The organism is Mesorhizobium sp. M0870 (assembly GCF_040319775.1).
Taxonomy (GTDB): Bacteria; Pseudomonadota; Alphaproteobacteria; order Rhizobiales; family Rhizobiaceae; genus Mesorhizobium.
In genome coordinates, this window is the sequence record NZ_JAMYOI010000004.1 from 25,608 (window position 1) to 44,938 (window position 19,331).

The 19,331-nt window shown below is 62.9% G+C and carries 19 protein-coding genes; 10 read left to right on the forward strand and 9 right to left on the reverse strand.

From position 1 onward, the window contains the following. Positions 1-110: 110 nt before the first annotated feature. A complete protein-coding gene (locus tag NKH97_RS06395; protein ID WP_352773766.1) occupies positions 111-1,373 on the reverse strand; it encodes an N-acetylmuramoyl-L-alanine amidase in 1,263 nt (420 codons plus the stop codon). A gap of 653 nt (positions 1,374-2,026) precedes the next feature. On the opposite strand from NKH97_RS06395, the gene NKH97_RS06400 reads away from it, so the two are divergent. After that, entirely contained in the window at positions 2,027-4,966 is a 2,940-nt protein-coding gene (locus NKH97_RS06400; protein WP_352795789.1) for a ribonuclease E/G, read from the forward strand. 170 nt (positions 4,967-5,136) lie between these two features. Here NKH97_RS06400 and NKH97_RS06405 read toward each other — a convergent pair whose 3' ends face one another. Then, on the reverse strand, positions 5,137-6,120 hold the full coding sequence (locus tag NKH97_RS06405) for a glutaminase (RefSeq protein WP_352795791.1): 984 nt from the start codon (positions 6,118-6,120) through the stop codon (positions 5,137-5,139). Between the two features lie 4 nt (positions 6,121-6,124). After that, positions 6,125-7,273: a pyridoxal phosphate-dependent aminotransferase gene (locus NKH97_RS06410; protein ID WP_352795793.1), complete on the reverse strand. Its 1,149-nt coding sequence runs from the start codon at positions 7,271-7,273 to the stop codon at positions 6,125-6,127. Between the two features lie 145 nt (positions 7,274-7,418). Between NKH97_RS06410 and NKH97_RS06415 the strand changes: the two genes are divergently transcribed. The 6 genes from NKH97_RS06415 (at position 7,419) to aat (ending at position 12,730) form a co-directional block, all read left to right on the forward strand. Beyond that, positions 7,419-8,813 (forward strand): M48 family metalloprotease, encoded by a 1,395-nt coding sequence (locus NKH97_RS06415; protein WP_023812130.1) that lies wholly within the window; start codon positions 7,419-7,421, stop codon positions 8,811-8,813. 61 nt (positions 8,814-8,874) lie between these two features. Continuing rightward, positions 8,875-9,678 (forward strand): DsbA family protein, encoded by an 804-nt coding sequence (locus NKH97_RS06420; protein ID WP_352439930.1) that lies wholly within the window; start codon positions 8,875-8,877, stop codon positions 9,676-9,678. A 148-nt stretch (positions 9,679-9,826) separates the two neighbouring features. Beyond that, positions 9,827-10,261: a type II 3-dehydroquinate dehydratase gene (gene aroQ / locus NKH97_RS06425; RefSeq protein ID WP_013531359.1), complete on the forward strand. Its 435-nt coding sequence runs from the start codon at positions 9,827-9,829 to the stop codon at positions 10,259-10,261. 26 nt (positions 10,262-10,287) lie between these two features. Further along, positions 10,288-10,746, forward strand: a complete 459-nt coding sequence (gene accB / locus NKH97_RS06430; protein WP_023812132.1) for an acetyl-CoA carboxylase biotin carboxyl carrier protein — start codon at positions 10,288-10,290, stop codon at positions 10,744-10,746. A 10-nt stretch (positions 10,747-10,756) separates the two neighbouring features. Next, positions 10,757-12,100 carry an acetyl-CoA carboxylase biotin carboxylase subunit gene (gene accC / locus NKH97_RS06435; protein WP_023812133.1) on the forward strand — a complete coding sequence of 448 codons (1,344 nt, stop codon included), beginning with the start codon at positions 10,757-10,759 and terminating at the stop codon, positions 12,098-12,100. Positions 12,101-12,112: 12 nt separating this feature from the next. Next, positions 12,113-12,730: a leucyl/phenylalanyl-tRNA--protein transferase gene (gene aat / locus NKH97_RS06440; RefSeq protein WP_023812134.1), complete on the forward strand. Its 618-nt coding sequence runs from the start codon at positions 12,113-12,115 to the stop codon at positions 12,728-12,730. 28 nt (positions 12,731-12,758) lie between these two features. Here aat and NKH97_RS06445 read toward each other — a convergent pair whose 3' ends face one another. The 3 genes from NKH97_RS06445 to NKH97_RS06455 form a co-directional block, all read right to left on the reverse strand. Continuing rightward, positions 12,759-13,145, reverse strand: coding sequence for a hypothetical protein (locus NKH97_RS06445; RefSeq protein ID WP_023812135.1), 387 nt, complete (start codon positions 13,143-13,145; stop codon positions 12,759-12,761). A 75-nt stretch (positions 13,146-13,220) separates the two neighbouring features. Continuing rightward, positions 13,221-13,814 carry a DUF2155 domain-containing protein gene (locus NKH97_RS06450; protein ID WP_023812136.1) on the reverse strand — a complete coding sequence of 198 codons (594 nt, stop codon included), beginning with the start codon at positions 13,812-13,814 and terminating at the stop codon, positions 13,221-13,223. A 123-nt stretch (positions 13,815-13,937) separates the two neighbouring features. Beyond that, the gene (locus NKH97_RS06455; RefSeq protein ID WP_352795798.1) at positions 13,938-14,336 is read right to left on the reverse strand and encodes an NADH:ubiquinone oxidoreductase subunit NDUFA12; all 399 of its coding nucleotides are present in this window, start codon (positions 14,334-14,336) and stop codon (positions 13,938-13,940) included. A 229-nt stretch (positions 14,337-14,565) separates the two neighbouring features. Between NKH97_RS06455 and panB the strand changes: the two genes are divergently transcribed. Beyond that, positions 14,566-15,408: a 3-methyl-2-oxobutanoate hydroxymethyltransferase gene (gene panB / locus NKH97_RS06460; RefSeq protein ID WP_023812137.1), complete on the forward strand. Its 843-nt coding sequence runs from the start codon at positions 14,566-14,568 to the stop codon at positions 15,406-15,408. Next, the gene (panC, locus tag NKH97_RS06465) at positions 15,405-16,256 is read left to right on the forward strand and encodes a pantoate--beta-alanine ligase (RefSeq protein WP_352795800.1); all 852 of its coding nucleotides are present in this window, start codon (positions 15,405-15,407) and stop codon (positions 16,254-16,256) included. The genes panB and panC overlap by 4 nt, the downstream gene beginning before the upstream one ends. Positions 16,257-16,334: 78 nt before the next feature. On the opposite strand, the gene NKH97_RS06470 is transcribed toward panC, so the two are convergent. The 3 genes from NKH97_RS06470 to gatB form a co-directional block, all read right to left on the reverse strand. Beyond that, on the reverse strand, positions 16,335-16,679 hold the full coding sequence (locus tag NKH97_RS06470; RefSeq protein WP_023812139.1) for a VanZ family protein: 345 nt from the start codon (positions 16,677-16,679) through the stop codon (positions 16,335-16,337). Positions 16,680-16,759: 80 nt separating this feature from the next. After that, the gene (locus NKH97_RS06475; RefSeq protein WP_023812140.1) at positions 16,760-17,248 is read right to left on the reverse strand and encodes a GNAT family N-acetyltransferase; all 489 of its coding nucleotides are present in this window, start codon (positions 17,246-17,248) and stop codon (positions 16,760-16,762) included. 4 nt (positions 17,249-17,252) lie between these two features. Next, complete coding sequence (gatB, locus tag NKH97_RS06480) at positions 17,253-18,752, reverse strand: Asp-tRNA(Asn)/Glu-tRNA(Gln) amidotransferase subunit GatB (RefSeq protein WP_128304038.1); 1,500 nt, start codon at positions 18,750-18,752, stop codon at positions 17,253-17,255. A 280-nt stretch (positions 18,753-19,032) separates the two neighbouring features. Here gatB and NKH97_RS06485 point away from each other — a divergent pair, with 280 nt between their 5' ends. Further along, positions 19,033-19,290 (forward strand): YjhX family toxin, encoded by a 258-nt coding sequence (locus tag NKH97_RS06485; protein WP_128304037.1) that lies wholly within the window; start codon positions 19,033-19,035, stop codon positions 19,288-19,290. The last annotated feature ends 41 nt before the right edge of the window (positions 19,291-19,331 follow it).

The following is a 19,331-nucleotide window of genomic DNA, read 5'->3' on the forward strand; positions in this document are numbered from 1 at the left end:
TGTGGACAAAATACGGCAATGCCTGATTTCGCGGTCGCGAGCCGGAAATAAAAGCATTGGGTGTTGTCGTCGCGCAACGCCGCCTCTGGTTGCAGGCGCCGCCGGTCATGTCAACCTCCGGTTCCCGGTCCGGCCTTGGCCGACGCGAACAGCGCGACGGCGTTGGTTATGCTCTGGGCCGCCTTGCCGCGCCAGTCGGCGTTGAGCAACTGCGCCTCGTCCTTGGCGTTCGAGAGATAACCGAGTTCGACCAGCACTGACGGCACGTCGGGTGCCTTGAGCACCTTGAAGCCCGCCGAACGCTGGGGATTGTTGATCAGGCCGACGCTGGTCGACAACTGGCCGACCAGCGTGTGGGCGAAACTCATCGAGAAATTGTGCGTTTCGCGGCGGATCAGGTCGATCAGGATGTCGGTGACTTCCTTGTTGTCGTTCTTGATTTCCATGCCGGCGAACTGGTCGGAGAGGTTTTCTCGGTCGGCAAGCGCCTGCGCCTCGGGATCCGAAGCCTTGTCGGAGACGGTGTAGACGGTGGCGCCGCGAATGCCTTTGACGCTGATCGTGTCGGCATGGATCGAAATAAGCAGGTCGGCCTCATGCTGACGGGCAATGCGCACGCGGTCGTCCAGGCGCAGGAATTCGTCGGTGTCGCGGGTCATGAAGACATCATAATTGCCGACGGCTGCGAGTTTGTCGCGCAGTTCTGTGGCGAAGGCCAGCGTGACGTTCTTTTCGATGGTGCCGTTCAGGCCCTCGGCACCGCCGTCGATGCCGCCATGGCCGGGATCGATGACGACGGTGAACCGATGGCCGGGATTTGAGACCGGTCCGGTGCCGACCCGCCCTCCCTTGTCGGTCGAAACGGTCGATCCGGTGGTCAGCGCCTGATTGGCCAGCGCCAGGTCGAACTCGCGCTCGGATGCCGCCGACATGTCGATGGCAAGGCGGTAGCCGGTGCCGTCCTCGTTCTTGAGCACATCGAGCTTGTCGACGGCGAACGGTCCCTTGCCGGTGAGGACCAGCCGCGAAACGCCCTCGCCGAGGGCGCCCAGGCGCACGCTCTTGACCAGGCCCCGCGCCTTCAAATCCTTGGCATCAACGGCGAATCTCGTATTCGCGAGATCGATGACAAGACGGTTGGGACCGCGCAGCAGGAACCATTTGATACCGGGTTCGCGATCGAAGTCCATGACGATGCGCATCTTGGTGGCATCGCCGGCCATCTTGTAACCTTTTGCCACGAGCGGAGCGTCGGCGGCATTGGCATTTGAGGACAGGGCAGATGAGACCGCCAGCAGCAGCAAGAGGCAGAAAGCGGCCAGGATCCGGCCGCCGACACGACATCCCTTGTCTGTGAAGTCCGCCAATCCCATCTCTCTTCCAGTCGCTCCCGGTTTGGCGCCCGGCGCCCGGTCATTTCGTCCATATGCCGGTTAGGCCGCGAACTCGATTAACGATTGGTATCCAGAGAAGGTTAACCAAGCCTTTTCATGCAAGGCCGCAAGCCTGGCTTACGCTACGGAACGGCTTTTTGCCGGCATCGGAAATCGGGGTTGCCTTCCATCCCGCCAAATCATAAAAGCGATGGTGGATCACTGCAATCCTGGAACCGCCCTCCTCCGCAGCTTCTTGCTACAGGGTCAGATGTAAAGGCGGCTCCTTTCGCTTCAGGCGAAAAGGGTTCAGGTGATCGCGACGAATTTCGCAGGCGTGCTCCCGTGGCGGGGGAATCGCCTGCGTGAGGAAAACGGCCGGGTTTGTTCCCGCGCCGGCTCTGTATGAGCAAACAAGCTGGTCCGGTTCATCCGGGCTTTGGTTCAAAAGGTTCTGTTGGTGACGATGGCTTCAAGCGCAATCATGGAAAGGTCCGCATCAAACCGCGCCATTATGGCTGCGGGCGGCACCGCCATGGCGCTCAAGCGGCGGCCGGCGGACGTTCAAATATCCGGCACCCACATTCCAGACACGCAGCAGCAGGCTTTGCCTCGCAAGCTGCGGCTGACGGCTGCCGGGGGGAAACGAAATAATGCCCAACAAAATGCTGATAGACGCCTCCCACCCGGAGGAAACACGCGTTGTCGTCGTACGCGGTAACCGTATTGAAGAATTCGACTTTGAATCCCAGGACAAGAAGCAGCTCAAAGGAAACATCTACCTAGCCCGCGTAACGCGCGTAGAGCCCTCCCTTCAGGCAGCCTTTGTCGAATATGGCGGCAACCGTCACGGTTTTCTCGCCTTCAGTGAAATTCACCCCGATTACTACCAGATTCCGGTCGCCGATCGTCAGGCACTGCTACGCGCGGAAGCGCAGGAGGCCGAGGACGAGGAGAACGAGGACGGCGACGGCGATGACCGTCAGAGCCGCGATCGCGGACGGCGCGGCCGCCGGCGCGGCGGAAAGCCCCGTGACCGGGGTGAGCACAAGCGCGATGCAGCCGATTCCGGCGAGGCAAACGACGCTGCCGACGAGGCAGAAGAAGGGGCCGACGCTGGTTTCGAAGAGATCTCGCACACGTCCGAGATCATCGAACATGCGGCCGATACGTCCGAACATGCCGATGCGTCCGAACATGGCGAGGATTCCGCCGAGCAGGACGAAGGCGAAACCCGCGAAGGCGGCCCGACGTCGATCGCCGCCTCGGTCGAGGCCGATGTGATTTCCGAAGCCGTTCCGCAGGCCGAACAAGGCAGCGAAGCGACCTCCGGCGACAATGATCGCGGCATGCTGGAAGAAGTGCAGTCCTCGCATCCGGACGATCACGAGGTCGAATCGGTCGGCGCCGAGGACGCGCTGGAGGAAGTGCGCAACCGCCGCAAGCCGGTGCGCCGCCAGTACAAGATCCAGGAAGTGATCAAGCGCCGGCAGATCCTCTTGGTGCAGGTCGTCAAGGAAGAGCGCGGCAACAAGGGTGCGGCACTGACCACCTACCTGTCGCTTGCCGGCCGCTATTCGGTGCTGATGCCGAACACGGCGCGTGGCGGCGGCATTTCGCGCAAGATCACCAGCGCGGTCGACCGCAAGCGCCTGAAGGAGGTCGTTGCCGATCTCGAAGTGCCGCAGGGCATGGGCGTGATCCTGCGCACCGCCGGCGAGAGCCGCACCAAGGCCGAGATCAAGCGCGATTACGAATATCTGATGCGGCTTTGGGAAAATGTCCGCAATCTCACCTTGCAGTCCACGGCCCCTGCCCTGGTCTACGAGGAAGGCAGCCTGATCAAGCGCTCGGTGCGCGACCTCTACAACAAGGATATCGACGAGATTCTTGTCTCCGGCGAGGAAGGCTACCGCGAGGCCAAGGACTTCATGCGCATGCTGATGCCGAGCCACGCCAAGGTGGTTCAGCCGTTCCGCGACACGACGCCGATCTTCGTGCGCAACGGCATCGAGGCGCAGCTCGACCGCATGCTGCAGCCGCAGGTGACGCTGAAGAGCGGCGGCTACATCATCATCAACCAGACCGAGGCGCTGGTTGCCATCGATGTCAATTCGGGCCGCTCCACCAAGGAGCACTCGATCGAGGACACCGCGCTCCACACCAATCTGGAAGCGGCCGAGGAAGTCGCGCGTCAGCTCAGGCTGCGCGATCTGGCCGGCCTGATCGTCATCGACTTCATCGACATGGAGGAGAACCGCAACAACCGCTCCGTCGAGAAGCGGTTGAAGGATCACCTCAAGAACGATCGTGCGCGCATCCAGGTCGGCCGTATCTCGCATTTCGGCCTGATGGAGATGTCCCGCCAGCGCATCCGCGCCAGCGTGCTGGAATCGACCATGAAGCCTTGCCCGCATTGCGGCGGCACCGGCCATGTGCGCTCCGATTCGTCGGTCGCGCTGATGGTGGTGCGGGCGATCGAGGAATTCCTGCTCAAGGATTCGCGCAGCCACATCACGGTACGGACGCCGGCGGCGACCGCACTCTACGTGCTCAACCACAAGCGCGGCACGCTGGTCGAACTCGAAAGCCGCTTCGGGCTGACGATCACCGTCGAGGCCGACGATTCGGTCGGTTCGCAGCACTATGCGATCTTCCGCGGCGCGCTGGCTGAAAAGCCGGAAGGCTTTGTCGAGGCGCGCAGCTTCCCGGCCTATGTCGAGCCGGAAGAGCCCGAGGACGAGATTGTCGTCGCCGAGGAGGAGGATGACGAGGCGCCGGTCCAGGCCGAACAGCCACGCCAGCAGCCGCAGCAACAACCCCGACCTGCTGCCGCCGGTGGCGAGGAAGGCGAAGGCCGCGACCGCAAGCGCCGCAAGCGCCGGCGTCGGCGCGGCGGCAAGGATCGCGATCGCGAACATGGCGCCCCTGCGGACGGTGCTTCCGTCTCGGCTCCGGCCGGCGAGTTTTCGGACTCGGACTCGGCCGCCGGCGATGGCGACACGGAAACGGACGACAACGCCCCTGTTGGTGTTGCCGAAACGTCCGAGACAGCTGAAGCTTCGGACGACGGCCAGGGTAAAAAGCGCCGGCGCGGCAAGCGCGGCGGCAAGCGCAACCGCCGCGAGGACGGTGAAGGCGAGGCCGAGGCAAGTGCTGGCGAAGCAGCCGACGCGTCCGAAGTCGAAGTCTCGGCAACCGAGGTGATCGCCAGCGAGCCGGTGGTTACCGCAGCGGCCGAAGAGCCGGTGGCGCTTGCTCCGGCCAATGACGACGCGCCGAGCACGGAGAAGCCCAAGAAGCCACGCCGTGCCGCCAAGCCGAAGAAGGCCGCGGCCGAAATCGTCGCCGAAGAGCCGGCTGCCGAGGCGGAAGCACCTGTCGAGACGCCGGCCACGGCGTCCGACGAGGCAGCGGCTGTCGAGAAGGCGCCGAAGGCCCGCCCGTCGCGGCGCAAGCCGGCGGCGGTGAATGCGCCGGTCGAGCCGGTGGTGTCTTCGACCGTAGCGGAAGAACCCGCGGCCAAGACCGAGGACAAGACCGAGGACAAGCCGAAACGCGGCGGATGGTGGCAGCGGAAGGGCTTTTTCTAAGCCTTTCAGCCACCTGAGCTAGTTCTCTGACAAAAAAATCCCGCGCCGTCTCGAAGACGGTGCGGGATTTTCTTATCTGGCGTTATGGCGGATCGCGAAGGCTAAAACGCTTCTTTGATTCCAAGCATGTCGTTGTCCCAAAACCGCTGCGCACTTTTGGGCGACATGCATCACGGCGCGAAGATCGACCAGTTCATCATCCTGGCCAGCTTTTCCAGCGCGATCGACCCCAGCTTGGAATTGCCGTTGGCATTGAGGCCCGGCGACCAGACGGCAAGCGAGGCCACGCCCGGCACGATGCCCAATATGCCGCCGCCGACGCCGCTCTTGCCGGGAATGCCGACGCGGAAGGCGAAATCGCCGGAGCCGTCATAGTGACCGCAGGTCAGCATCATGGCGCCGATGCGGCGTGCCCGCTCGGCCGACACCACGGAATGCCCGGTCGCCGGGTTCTTGCCGCCATTGGCGAGGAAGCGGCCTGCGAGCGCCAGCTGCCGCCAGCTCATGGCAATGGCGCAGTGGTGGAAGTAGACGCCCAGCGCCAGTTCCGGCGCATGGTGGAGATTGCCGAAGGATTTCATATAGTTGGCGAGTGCGAAGTTGCGGTAGCCGGTGGCCCGTTCGGACGCCGCGACCTCGCGGTCGATGACAACAGTCTCGTCGTCGGCCAGGAAACGGATGAAGCGCAGGATCTCGCCGATCGCCTCGCGCGGCTGGTGGCCGGCAAGCAGGATGTCGGAAATGACGATGGCGCCGGCATTGATGAACGGATTGCGCGGAATGCCGTTCTCATGCTCGAGCTGCACGATCGAGTTGAACGGATTGCCTGACGGTTCGCGGCCGACCCGCTGCCACAGCGCGTCGCCGACATTGCCGAGCGCCAGTGTCAGGGTGAACACTTTCGAGATGCTCTGGATGGAAAAGGCCTGGTCGGCGTCCCCTGCCGTCAGCACGCGGCCGTCATTGGTGACCGCTGCGATGCCGAATTTCTTCGGATCGACCTTGCCCAACTGCGGAATGTAGGAAGCGACATCACCGCGATCGATGCGATCGGCCATTTCGGCGGCGACTTCGGCCAATGCCTGATCAAGTTTGGGGGCCTGATCAAGTTTGGAGGCCTGATCAAGTCTGAGGGGCTGTTCGAGTTCCGGCATGGTGCTACCTCAACCAGCGTTCGATGCGCGCCATTGCCTCGACCATGTCGTCGTGGCTGCCGGCATAGGAAAACCGCATCGTCCGGTGCCCAGCCTGAGTGTCGAAGTCGCGGCCGGGCGTTGCCGCCACATGCGCCTCAGCCAGCATCTTGCGTGCGAAGGCCATGCTGTCATTGGTATGCCTGGTGACGTCACAGAAGGCATAGAAGGCGCCGTCCATGGGCGCTGCCAGCGGAAAGCCGAGTTCCGGCAGGCGTTTCATCAAAAGCTCGCGATTCCAGGCGTAGCGGCCTTTTACCGCCTCCAGCTCCTCGGTCGCCCTGAACGCTTCGATCGCGGCGATCTGCGACAGTTCCGGCGGCGAGATGTAGAGGCTCTGGGCGACGCGCTCGACCGGCCGCACCAGCTCTTGCGGCAGCACCATCCAGCCGATGCGCCAGCCCGTCATGCAGTAATATTTGGAGAAGGAGTTGATCACCGTCACGTCGCCGCCATAGGCCAGCGCCGTGGTGTCGGGGGCGGCATAGGCCAGCCGGTGATAGATTTCGTCGGAGATGACGGCGATGCCGAGCTCTTGTGCCGTCCTCACCAGAACCGCCAGTTCATCGGCCGGTATGACCGCGCCGGTTGGATTGGCGGGGCTGGCGAAGAGAACGCCTTTCAGCGGCTTTTCACGATGCGCGGTCTCGAGATGGCCGGCATGCAGATAGGCGGCGTCGCCGAGCTCGATCTCGACCACCTCGATGCCGAGTGCGGCCATGATGTTGCGATAGGCGGGATAGCCGGGTGCCGCGATGGCGACCCGGTCACCCCCATCGAACATCGCCAGTAAGGCGAGGTTGAAGGCGGCCGACGATCCAGTGGTCACCGCGATCCGGCCGGGCTCGATATCAAGCCCGTAGTGATCGGCATAGTGTCCGGCGATCGCCTTGCGCAAACCTGCCAGTCCCAGCGCATCGGTGTAGCCGATGCGTCCATCCTGCAGCGCCTTGGCGGCTGCGGCGCGAACCAGAACCGGTGCGGGATCGGAGGGCTGGCCGACGGCCATCGAAACAACCGGCACGCCCTGGGACTTCAGCCGGTTTGCCTCTGCCAGAATGTCCATCGCATGGAAGGGCTCGACATTGCCACGGCGTGAGAGCGAAACGACCATTTAACCAGTATTCCCGATGACTGACGGCGCCACGCACTGGCGCATGTGCCGCACAAATGCCCGATTGATGTGAGGATCACAAGTTGAGGAAGTTTCCGGCGCCGACTTTTCATCTTTCGCCCGCTCGTCTACCAGTGGAGCCATCATGTTGAGCCGACCCAGATCGACGATTGCCCAGGCAGCGCGCGTCTTCGCGACGCTTTCGCTTGGCGTTGCCGTTGCAATGGCGAGCTCGGTCAGTGCCTTCGCCCAGAACGTGCCGGTGGTGCGCGACGCCGAGATCGAGGCGCTGGTGCGCGATTACGCGCGGCCGATCTTCAGGGCGGCCGGCCTGGCGAATGACGGCATCGACATCGTTCTGGTCAACGACCAGAGTTTCAACGCCTTCGTCACCGGGCGCCGGCTGTTCATCAACACCGGCGCGCTGATGACGGCTGAAACGCCCAACGAGATCATCGGCGTCATCGCGCACGAAGCCGGCCATATCGCCGGCGGCCACCAGCAGAAGCTGCGCGACCAACTCGAACGAGCCAAGACGATGGCCGTCATCGCGACATTGCTTGGCGCCGGCGCCATTGTCGCCGGTGCCACAACCAGCAGCCGCGGTCTCGCCGGCGCTGGCATGGGCGTGGCCGCTGGCGGCGGCGAGATGGCACAGCGCAGCATCCTCGCCTACCAGCGCACCGAGGAGATGACGGCCGACCGCTCGGCGATCACCTATCTCAATGCCACCGGCCAGTCCGGCATGGGCATGCTGAAGACATTCCGCCGCTTCCAGACCGCACTGTCGCTTTCGGGCGCCCAGGTCGATCCGTATCGGATCAGCCATCCGATGCCGCAGGACCGCATCGCCAATCTCGAAGTGCTGGTGAAACAGGACCCCAATGTCGACAGGCCGGACCCGCCCGCGCTGCAGCAGCGCCATGACATGATGCGGGTGAAGATCGCCGTCTACATGGAAGGCCAGGCGGCCGCGTCCCGGCTGATGCGAAAGATGCAAGGAACCCTCGCCGCGCAGTACGGCGACGCCCAGTCGACCTACCTGTTCGGCAACATCGCCGCCGCTCTCGCCAAGACCAATGCACTGATCAAAGCGCAGCCGAAAAATGCCTACTTCCAGGAACTGCGCGGCGACATCCTGATGAAAGCAAACAAACCCAAGGAAGCTGCGGACGCTTACGCCAAGGCGGTCAGCCTCGATTCGGCTCGGTCCGGTCTGCTGCCGGTGTCCGTGGGTCAGGCGCTGATGGCCGTCGGCACGCCCGACTCCCTCAAAAAAGCCGTCGTGCAGATCAACAATGGCCTCGGTCGCGACAAGGAAAATTCAGCCGGATATCGCTATCTGGCACAGGCCTATGGCGAGTTGGGCGACATATCCGGCGCTGAACTTGCCACCGCCGAAAGCCATTTTTATTCCGGCAGCTACAAGGATGCGAAGATTTTCGCCATGCGGGCGCAACAGCAGATGAAACGCGGCGAGCCGCGCTGGCTTCGCGCCCAGGATATCATAAACTACAGGCCGTCAACCAAGATCAAGTGAACCTTCCGGTCGCGCGCCACGACATAGCCAGACCGGAAAACAGGTAGAAGGAACAGGAACGATGAAAAAGGCACTGCTGCTGGGCACCACGGGGGTTGCGGTCGCCCTGGCCATGCTGGCTTTCGGATTCGTTGCCGGAAACCCGCAGATCGCCAAGGCCGGTACCGCGCAGCCGGTCGAGACGGCGGCGGCCAATACCAAGATCGACCGCACCGAGGTCGAAGGCATCATCCGCGACTATTTGTTGAAAAACCCGGAAGTCCTCCTGGAGGTCCAGGATGCGCTTGAGGCCAAGCAGAAGGAAGAGCAGCGCATCGCTCATCTCGGCGTGATCAAGGATGCCAAGGACCAGATCTTCAACTCCGCCTTCGACGGCGTCGTCGGCAATCCCAACGGCAAGGTCACCATCGTCGAGTTCTACGACTACAATTGCGGCTTCTGCAAACGCGCCATCGACGACATGCAGGCGCTGACCAAGACCGATCCGGACCTGCGTTTCGTGCTCAAGGAATTCCCCATCCTCGGACCGGATTCGCAGAAGGCGAGCGTGGTCTCGATGGCCTTCCACCTGATGCACCCGGAAAAGTACGGCGAGTTCCACAATGCGTTGCTCGGTGGCCAGGGGCGCGCCACCGAGGCGGCGGCCATGAAGGTCGCGCTATCGCTCGGTGCCGACGAAGCGGCGCTGCGCGAGAAGATGAAGGACCCGACAATCAACGAGGCCCTCGCCAAGACCTACGATCTTGCCAACAAGCTGGCGATCACCGGAACGCCGTCCTATGTCGTCGGCAACGAGGTGGTGTTCGGGGCGCTCGGGCAGGAAGTGCTGGCTGAAAAGATCGAGGCGGCGAAAGCCGCGCTCTGATCTTGCTCGCCAGCTATTTCTCACGGGCACATTTCCGCCTGTTGTGGACAGTGAAAGAACGCACTTGCGCTCTTTCCGCGGGCGGTTATGCCCATTATAGAGGGCCCAGCGCGCCGGCTTGATGACGGCGCCGGGAAAGGTCGGCTTTTTGAAAACGGTTTTCGTCCTGAACGGTCCCAATCTCAACGCGCTCGGCAAGCGCGAGCCGGGCATCTATGGCGGCAAGACGCTTGCCGCGATCGCCGACGACTGCAAGCAGGCAGGCACGGCGCTGGGGTTCGAGATCGATTTCCGCCAGTCGAACCATGAGGGCGACCTTGTCGACTGGATTCAGGAAGCCGGCGACAAGGCTGTCGGCATCGTCATCAATCCGGGCGCCTACAGCCACACCTCGATTGCCATCCACGACGCCATCCGCGCCGTCGCACCGTTGCCGGTGGCCGAAGTTCATCTTTCCAACATCCATGCGCGGGAACCATTCCGCCACGTCTCCATGGTCGCGCCGGTCGCCGTCGGCATGATCTGTGGCTTTGGGCCGCTCGGCTATACGCTGGCGCTACAGGCGCTGGCCGCACGCCTATGACCGGCCAACAAACAGAAGGCTCGAAAATGTCGATAAAGAAGACCGGTGTTGACCAGCAACTGATTCGCGATCTGGCGGGCATACTGAACGACACCAACCTCACCGAGATCGAGGTTGAACTGGGCGACCTGAAGGTGCGCGTCTCGCGGCAGGCGCCGGCTGTTCATGCAATCGCAGCGCCGCAGCAGGCCTATGCGCCGGCAGCAGCGCAAGCTGCCTCCGTAGCTCTGCCCGTTGTGGCAGATATTTCCAAGAACGCAGTCACCTCGCCGATGGTCGGCACGGCCTACCTGGCGCCGTCGCCGGACGCCAAGGCATTCATCGAAGTCGGCCAGAAGGTCAAGGAAGGCCAGACGCTGCTGATCATCGAAGCAATGAAGACGATGAACCAGATCCCCTCGCCACGCGCCGGCACGGTGACCGCGATCCTTTTCGAGGATTCGCAGCCGGTCGAATATGGCATGCCGCTCGTCGTGATCGAGTAGAGCGGGCCTGATGTTTCAGAAGATCCTCATCGCCAATCGCGGCGAAATCGCCCTCCGGGTGCTGCGCGCCTGCAAGGAACTCGGCATCCAGACGGTGGTGGTGCATTCGACCGCCGATGCCGACGCCATGCATGTGCGGCTCGCGGACGAGAGCGTCTGCATCGGTCCGCCGCCATCGCGCGACAGCTATCTCAACATCCATCAGATCGTTGCGGCCTGCGAAATCACCGGCGCCGACGCCGTGCATCCGGGCTACGGCTTCCTGTCGGAGAACGCCAAGTTCGCCGACATACTGGCCGCGCACAACATCACCTTCATCGGTCCGTCCGGCGACCATATCCGCATCATGGGCGACAAGATCGAGGCCAAGCGAACCGCCAAGCGCCTCGGCATTCCGGTTGTGCCCGGTTCGGACGGCGCCGTCACCGACCAGAAGGAAGCCAGGCGCATTGCCGCCGAGATCGGCTATCCCGTGATCATCAAGGCATCGGCCGGCGGTGGCGGGCGCGGTATGAAGGTCGCCCTCACCGAGGCTGACCTGGAGATCGCCCTGCAGACGGCGAGCACCGAAGCCGGTGCCGCCTTCGGCGACGATGCCGTTTATATTGAAAAATATCTGGAAAAGCCGCGCCATATCGAAGTCCAGGTGTTTGGTGACGGCTTTGGCCGCGGCGTGCATTTCGGCGAGCGCGACTGTTCCTTGCAGCGCCGCCACCAGAAGGTCTGGGAAGAGGCGCCCTCTCCCGCCCTCAATGCCGAAGAGCGCGCCCGCATCGGCGGCATCTGCGCCAAGGCGATCGCCGACCTCGGCTATTCCGGCGCCGGCACGATCGAGTTCCTCTACGAGAATGGCGAGTTCTACTTCATCGAGATGAACACGCGCCTGCAGGTCGAGCATCCGGTGACCGAAGCGATCACCGGCATCGATCTCGTGCACGAGCAGATCCGCGTCGCCTCCGGCGGCGGCCTCTCGGTGAAGCAGGAGGACATAAAGTTCAACGGCCACGCCATCGAATGCCGCATCAACGCCGAGGACCCGCGCACCTTCACCCCCTCGCCCGGCACGATCACCCATTTCCACACACCGGGCGGCCTGGGCATCCGCGTCGATTCCGGCGTCTATTCCGGCTACAAGATCCCGCCCTATTACGACAGCCTGATCGGCAAGCTGATCGTGCATGGGCGTAATCGCGTCGAGTGCATGATGCGCCTGCGCCGCGCCCTGGACGAGTTCGTCGTCGACGGTATCAAGACGACGCTGCCGCTGTTTCGCGATCTCGTCGGCAATGCCGACATCGCCAATGGCGATTATGACATCCACTGGCTGGAAAAATATCTGGCCAAGGAAGAGTAGCGCGGAGACGCGATGACCCGCCCCTACGCGCCCGGCTATCGCATCCCCACCGACCTGCTGCTCAAGGCCTACGCCTCGGGCGTCTTCCCAATGGCAGAAAGTGCCGGCGACCCGGAGGTGTTCTGGGTGCGGCCGGAGACTCGCGGCATCATCCCGCTCGATGGTTTTCACGCACCGAAGAGCCTGAGGAAAACGATCAAGAAGAACCCCTTCGACATCCGTTTCGATTTCGATTTCGAAGCCACGATCGACGGTTGCGCCGAGAAGCGGGTGGAACGGCGCTCGACCTGGATCAATGCGCCGATCCGCGAAGCCTATGTCGAGTTGCATCGGATAGGCCATTGTCATTCGGTCGAGGCGTGGCGCGAGGACCGGCTGGTCGGTGGCCTCTATGGCGTGTCGCTCGGCCGGGTGTTTTTTGGCGAGAGCATGTTCGCCAGGGAGACGGACGCTTCCAAGACCTGCCTTTTCTATCTCGTGGAGCGCTTGAAGGCACGCGGATTCGCGCTGCTCGATACGCAGTTCACCACCGAGCACCTCAAGCGCTTCGGCGCCGTCGACGTGCCGCGCGGCAAATATGAAAAGATGCTGGCCGACGCGCTGAAGGGCGAGGCCGTATTCTATCCCTGACGCCCAATTCTATCCCTGAAGATTGAGCCTACTTCCCAGTGGCGGCTTCCAATGGCGTCTGCGAATGGAACATCATCTTCCAGCCGTTGACGCGATGGACATAGCCGGTGCTGACCAGCGCGGCGTAAGGTTCGCCGTTCTCGCGTGTCGCATGTGCCTCGTAGGTCAGCATGATGATGTCGCTGCCCGGCTCGATAATACCCTTGAGGTCGATTTTCAGGTCGCGCCAGCGGTTGGGCTTGGTTGCGGTCTTGGCGAGATCCGCATTGTCCATCGCCTGTGCCATCTGCGGAAACGCCACCAAGCATTCGGTGTCGGCATTGGCCGCATAGTAGGCCGCGTCGCCCGTCCAGAATCCCTTTTCGAGTTCCAGCAACTCTGTCTTGCCGGCCGTGATCCGCTTGCTGTCTGACATCGGAAGATCCTCCCTGCGCATAAATGCGCGCTCATCCGTGCCCCAACGTATGGTGGCAAGGACGGTTCCGGAGGATCAGTTGGTGTCGGTCGTATCGGGGTCCGAAGCGTCCGGCTCCGTCACGCCAGGCTCTGTCACGTCCGGAGCGGTCGCGGCTTTCGGTTTGGCCGCGGCGGGCTTGGGCGCCTCGGCTTTGGTCGAGTCTGCCTTGGCGCCATCGGGCGCCGGCACATCCGACTTCTGCTTGCAAGCCTTCAGCCAGACGTCATAGACGGCATGCTCGACGGCATTGAGGCCGGGGCTTTCGGCAAACATCCAGCCGGTGAAGATGCGGCGGATCTTGCGGTCCAGCGTGATCTCGTCGACCTCGACGAAGGAATCTGTCTTCGGTTCTTCGGTCTGTGGCCGCGAATAGCAGACGCGCGGCGTCACCTGCAAAGCACCGAACTGCACCGTCTCGTCGATATAGACATCGAAGGTGATGATGCGGCCGGTGATCTTGTCGATACCGGCAAACTCGGCAACGGCGTTGGTAACCCGGTCCGATCCCGGGGCTGGCGCCGGCGCGGGGGCGGCGGGGGTCGGCGAAGCGGCAAACGCCGCGGTGCTGACGGCAAGACCGGCGGCTAGCGTCAGACCGCCCATCGATGTCAGGTTGAAAAAGCTCATGCAAGGATACCGGTGGTTCGCGCCCGGGTGATTCTGTCGATCGCCAAGGCTAGTCGCCGTTTTCTGATCAGCAAGCAGCTAAACACCAATTGTGGCGATAAAGCACCGGCCTGCACCCTACCATTACGACCCGGGCGTCCAGGCGTCGTAGTCGCCGGTAACCTGCGGACGATGCTGATTGGTCAGCACCGAGCCCTTCGGGCGATAGGCCGCCGGGCTGCCGGTCAGATTGGGCTGATGCGGCTTTTGCCAGTCGCGCGGCTTGTAGTCCTCGCTGGACGGCGCGACGTCGACGCGGTGGTGTATCCAGCCGTGCCAGCCGGGCGGTATCGCCGAAGCTTCCGAATAATTGCGGTAGATGACCCAGCGGCGCGTGCGGCCTTCCGAATCGATGCCGCCTTCGTAGTAGAAATTGCCGGTTTCGTCTTGGCCGACCTTCTTGCCGTACCGCCAGGTGTGCAGGCGCGTTCCAATCGTCTGGCTGTTCCACCAGGTGAAAAACTGCGTAAGGAAAGTCTTCATTTCAAAACCCTCGCGCCGGCAGCGCCCGTTTTCCTGCTTATGGCGTCAGGCCTTGCCGAAGGCAAGGCTTTTGCCACGGCGTGCGCGCAAATGGCTTGCCGGAAACCCGACACAAGCCTGTGATCCTGCCGGTCACTGCATGCACGCTTGCCAAGCCTTTACGGTATTTCTAAAGCTCTGCGCGCCCATGCCTGCATCCAGCCCGGCTTGAGGCCAAAGGAGGTGACGATTGGCCACGGAATTGCCGACCACCGACATTCGCATCAGCGCCGAGGCGATTCGCCACCGCAAGGGCGGCACGCCGATCGTTTGCCTGACCGCCTATACCTATCCCATCGCCCGTCTGCTCGATCACCATGTTGACCTGCTTCTGGTCGGCGACAGTGTCGCCATGGTCCTGCATGGCCACAAGACGACGCTGGGCGCCTCGCTGGAGATGATGATCGCACATGGGCAGGCCGTGATGCGCGGCTCGGCCAGGGCCTGCGTCGTCGTCGACCTGCCGGCCGGCAGCTATGAGGCAACGGCAGCGCAAGCCGTCGCCTCGGCGCGGCGGGTCGTCGACGAAACCGGCTGCCAGGCGGTGAAGCTCGAAGGCGGCCTCGACATGATCAGCCAGATCGAGGCCATCGCCGCCGCCGGCATTCCGGTCATGGGACATATCGGCCTGCAGCCGCAATCGGTGGAGAAGGATGGCGGCTACAAGATCAAAGGCCGCACCGAGGAGGCTGTTGCGGCATTGCTTCGCGATGCGCTTGCCGTCGAGAACGCCGGCGCTTTCTCGGTCGTCATCGAAGGCACGGTCGAGAGGGTCGCCGCCGAAATCACCCGCCGCATCGCCATTCCAACCATCGGCATCGGCGCCAGCGGCGACTGCGACGGCCAGATCCTGGTCATCGACGACATGGTCGGGCTGACCGTCGATCGCGTGCCGAAATTCGTCAAGGAATACGCGGATCTGCGCAGCGTGATCTCGCGTGCAGCTGAAAGCTACGCAGCCGAGGTGCGGGGCCGGACATTCCCCGGCCCCGGCCATGTCTTTTCGGCGACAAACAGCAGGGACGACGCATGAGCCAACCCGTCGTCGTCGACAGCGTGGCCGCACTTCGCGCGCAAATCCGGGACTGGCGGCGCGACGGCCTTCGTGTCGCCATGGTGCCGACCATGGGTGCTTTGCATGACGGACACATCTCGCTGGTCAGGATCGCGCTCCAAAAAGCCGAGCGCTGCGTCGTGTCGATCTTCGTCAATCCGACGCAGTTCGCGCCGAGCGAAGACCTCGACAAGTACCCGCGCCAACTCGCCCGCGACCTCGACCGGCTGGGCGCGGCAAAAGCCGACCTTGCCTTCACACCGACGGTTGGCGAGATGTATCCCGCCGGCTTCGCCACGAAAATCTCGGTCGGCGGCCCCTCCGCCGGGCTCGAATCGGACTTTCGGCCGACTTTTTTCGACGGCGTCGCCACCGTGGTGGCAAAGCTCCTCCTGCAGGCAACGCCCGACTGTGCGGTCTTCGGCGAGAAGGACTACCAGCAGCTTTGCGTGGTGAGGCAGCTCTGCCGCGACCTCGACCTGCCTGTCGAGATCATCGGCGCACCGACGATCCGCGACGCGCATGGTCTCGCCATGTCGTCACGCAACGCCTATCTCGATGAGGCCGAACTGAAGATCGCCCGCCAGCTCAACGTGATATTGCGCAATACGGCTGCGGCCCTGGCGGCAGGCGCCGGCCAGAGCGACGCAACCGAAGAGGCCAGCCGCGCCCTCATCGCCGCCGGCTTTCAGAAGGTCGACTATGTCGAGGCACGCCAAAGCCTGACGCTTGCGCCATGGCGTCGAAACCGCGAAGGGCGTCTTCTTGCGGCAGCATGGCTCGGCAAGACGAAGCTGATCGACAATGTGGAGGTTCCCGCTGCCTAGCGAGAAGGCTTCGGCCAGATAGACACGGGCCGCGACCAAGGTCGATGGTCCCGCACTCCCGGCGGATTGCCGCCGCGCCTAGCTCTCGCTCTTTTGTCCGCCGGCCCTGACGATCAGGTGTCCCGCCACGATCCCAACCACCCCGGCAAGGGCTTTCACCAATGCATCGATGAGGCGTGCATGGCGACCGGGATCAATGAGCTGAAGCAGTTCCAGCATGCCGGCGGTCACAGCCACAAAGATCACGACCTGATACAGTCGGTTGGGAAAGCCGATCGCCAGGGCGAAGCCCAGCAGGACATAAGCCAAGGCACGCTCGACATTCGCTTCAGCGAGGTGCGGCCGCATCTGGATCGGCGACAAGGTCGCGAAAATGATGATGGCGAGCAGCGCCAGCGCTGTAATGCGGGACAGTTTGGTCATGCCCTTGCATATCCGTCGTGAGCCGGCACAGCAAACGCCGCGATGACGCATGGCTTGATCGCTCTATTCATCCCGGTGGTCTATCCCAGCGGTTTCTCGAAACTCAGCGTCGTCGGCCTTGAGGTATCACGGGACTCTTCCGCGGCACTGACAGGCAAGAACCCTTTCGACCGATAGAAGGCGATGGCACCGCCATTGGCCTCCTCGACCTCGACGCGCAACGTTCGCGCTTCCGGGAAACTGGCTTCGACCTCGTCGAGCAGTGCTTGCCCGATCCCCCGCCGCTGACAGTCCGGATGGACGTAGAGCTGGTTCAACAGGATGATTTTCGCATCGGCGGTGGCGGCGGCGAAAGCCATGCCGCCGATCCGCTTGCCGTCATCGGCCACCAGGAATTCCGAGTTGGGCCGCGTCAGCCGCGAGCGGAGCGAAGCGATCGAGTGCCATTCGTCGGTGATCTCGGCGACTTTGGCAGCGCCATAAATGGCGTCATAGGTCGCATGCCACGTTTCCACCAGCAGCGTCCGCACAGCGGCAAGGTCGCGTTCACCTGCGGTGCGGACGAACACGGCGCTACTCGATGCCCAGCTTGGCCTTGACGAGGTCGTTGACGGCTTGCGGGTTGGCCTTGCCGCCGGTCGCCTTCATTACCTGGCCGACGAACCAGCCGGCCATGCTCGGCTTGGCGCGCGCCTGTTCGACCTTGTCAGGGTTGGCGGCGATAACGTCGTCGACGGCCTTCTCGATGGCGCCGGTGTCGGTGACCTGCTTCATGCCACGGCTCTCGACCAGTTGGCGCGGGTCGCCGCCCTCATTCCAGACGATCTCGAACAGGTCCTTGGCGATCTTGCCGGAGATGGTGCCATCCCTGATCAGATCGATGACCGCACCGAGCTGCTCGGGCGAAACCGGAGCGTTTTCAATGTCTTTTCCGGCCTTGTTCAATTGCCCGAGCAGATCGTTGATGACCCAATTGGCGGCAAGCTTGCCGTCGCGGCCGGCGGCCACCTTTTCGAAATAGTCGGCGATCGGCTTTTCCGAAACCAGGATCGAGGCGTCATAGACGGACAGGCCGAGCGACGCGATCAGCCGCGCCTTCTTGTCGTCCGGCAGTTCCGGCAATTCCTTGGCCAGCGCATCGACATAGGCCTGGTCGAATTCCAGCGGCAAAAGGTCGGGATCGGGGAAGTAGCGGTAATCATGCGCCTCTTCCTTGGAGCGCATCGAGCGCGTCTCGCCCTTGACGGCGTCGAACAGCCGCGTCTCCTGATCGATCTTGCCGCCATCCTCGAGGATGGCGATCTGCCTGCGCGCCTCGTAGTCGATGGCCTGGCCGATGAAGCGGATCGAGTTGACGTTCTTGATCTCGCACCGCGTGCCGAACTCGCCGCCCGGCTTGCGCACCGAAACGTTGACGTCGGCGCGCATCGAACCTTCGTCCATGTTGCCGTCGCAGGTGCCGAGATAGCGTACAATGGTGCGCAACTTGGTGACATAAGCCTTGGCTTCGTCGGCCGAGCGCATGTCCGGCTTGGAGACGATCTCCATCAGCGCCACGCCGGAGCGGTTGAGATCGACATAGGACATGGTCGCATGCTGGTCGTGCATCGACTTGCCGGCATCCTGCTCCAGATGCAGCCGCTCGATGCCGACCTCGATGTCCTCGAATTCGCCCTGGCGGTCCGGGCCCACCGAAACGATGACCGTGCCCTCGCCGACGATCGGCTGCTTGAACTGTGAAATCTGGTAGCCCTGCGGCAGGTCGGGATAAAAGTAGTTCTTCCGATCGAAGACCGACTTGTGGTTGATCTGCGCCTTCAGCCCCAGGCCGGTACGGATCGCCTGCTTGACGCATTCCTCGTTAATGACCGGCAGCATGCCCGGCATCGCCGCATCGACCAGGCTGACATTGGCGTTAGGCGGCGCGCCGAAGGCCGTCGAGGCGCCCGAAAACAGCTTTGCTTCCGAAGTGACCTGCGCATGGACCTCGAGGCCGATGATGATCTCCCAGTCGCCGGTTGCGCCGGGGATCAGGCGTTTTGCGTCAGGAGTACGGGTGTCGATAAGGGACATGGCGGCCTGCGAACTGGAATGATGGGAAGCTGCATTAATGCACATTCTGATTTGCAACTTCGCTAGTGCAAACCGCCAAAAGAGACAAGCGCAAAGCCACGGACTGGCCTTTTCAGCCGCGTTCGCCTATAGGACGCTCATTCCAATGGAGAGTGGATGTCCACTTACGCTCAGTCCCGGTAAGGCCCTGACCTCCTGGCGAGGCAGGGCAGAAAACCGAAACCCCGTGCCGCGAAGCTTCGCGGCGGCGGCATTTTTTGTTTTCCCGGAAAACTCTCACATGGACATTTCGCGCATAGAACAGCGCATCCTGCACCTGCTCGCGCAGGGTGGACGCATTGAAATCGAAAAGAACGAGAAAAAGCGGATCGCCTCCGTCAAATGCCTGACCCGCGACGGCTGGCATTATCCGGGCGTCGATCTCGATATGTTTCGAAAACTGAAGCGTAAGAAGGCGGTTTCTTCGTCGGGAGGCGGCCCTTACCGCATCACCCGGCGCGGGCTCGCGCTCGTCCGCTCCGAACTCGACAACAGGTAAACCACGGCTCCGCCGGTCGGTTCTCCGGCCGGCGGTTCGCC

Bases quoted from the DNA above. Each gene is read 5' to 3' on its own strand.
- accC (WP_023812133.1), top strand. From the start codon at position 10,757: ATGTTTCAGAAGATCCTCATCGCCAATCGCGGCGAAATCGCCCTCCGG.
- NKH97_RS06470 (WP_023812139.1), bottom strand. From the start codon at position 16,679: ATGACCAAACTGTCCCGCATTACAGCGCTGGCGCTGCTCGCCATCATC.
- NKH97_RS06455 (WP_352795798.1), bottom strand. From the start codon at position 14,336: ATGAAGACTTTCCTTACGCAGTTTTTCACCTGGTGGAACAGCCAGACG.
- NKH97_RS06395 (WP_352773766.1), bottom strand. From the start codon at position 1,373: ATGGGATTGGCGGACTTCACAGACAAGGGATGTCGTGTCGGCGGCCGG.
- NKH97_RS06420 (WP_352439930.1), top strand. From the start codon at position 8,875: ATGAAAAAGGCACTGCTGCTGGGCACCACGGGGGTTGCGGTCGCCCTG.
- NKH97_RS06445 (WP_023812135.1), bottom strand. From the start codon at position 13,145: ATGTCAGACAGCAAGCGGATCACGGCCGGCAAGACAGAGTTGCTGGAA.
- NKH97_RS06450 (WP_023812136.1), bottom strand. From the start codon at position 13,814: ATGAGCTTTTTCAACCTGACATCGATGGGCGGTCTGACGCTAGCCGCC.
- NKH97_RS06410 (WP_352795793.1), bottom strand. From the start codon at position 7,273: ATGGTCGTTTCGCTCTCACGCCGTGGCAATGTCGAGCCCTTCCATGCG.
- aat (WP_023812134.1), top strand. From the start codon at position 12,113: ATGACCCGCCCCTACGCGCCCGGCTATCGCATCCCCACCGACCTGCTG.
- gatB (WP_128304038.1), bottom strand. From the start codon at position 18,752: ATGTCCCTTATCGACACCCGTACTCCTGACGCAAAACGCCTGATCCCC.
- NKH97_RS06415 (WP_023812130.1), top strand. From the start codon at position 7,419: ATGTTGAGCCGACCCAGATCGACGATTGCCCAGGCAGCGCGCGTCTTC.
- NKH97_RS06400 (WP_352795789.1), top strand. From the start codon at position 2,027: ATGCCCAACAAAATGCTGATAGACGCCTCCCACCCGGAGGAAACACGC.
- NKH97_RS06405 (WP_352795791.1), bottom strand. From the start codon at position 6,120: ATGCCGGAACTCGAACAGCCCCTCAGACTTGATCAGGCCTCCAAACTT.
- accB (WP_023812132.1), top strand. From the start codon at position 10,288: ATGTCGATAAAGAAGACCGGTGTTGACCAGCAACTGATTCGCGATCTG.
- NKH97_RS06485 (WP_128304037.1), top strand. From the start codon at position 19,033: ATGGACATTTCGCGCATAGAACAGCGCATCCTGCACCTGCTCGCGCAG.
- panC (WP_352795800.1), top strand. From the start codon at position 15,405: ATGAGCCAACCCGTCGTCGTCGACAGCGTGGCCGCACTTCGCGCGCAA.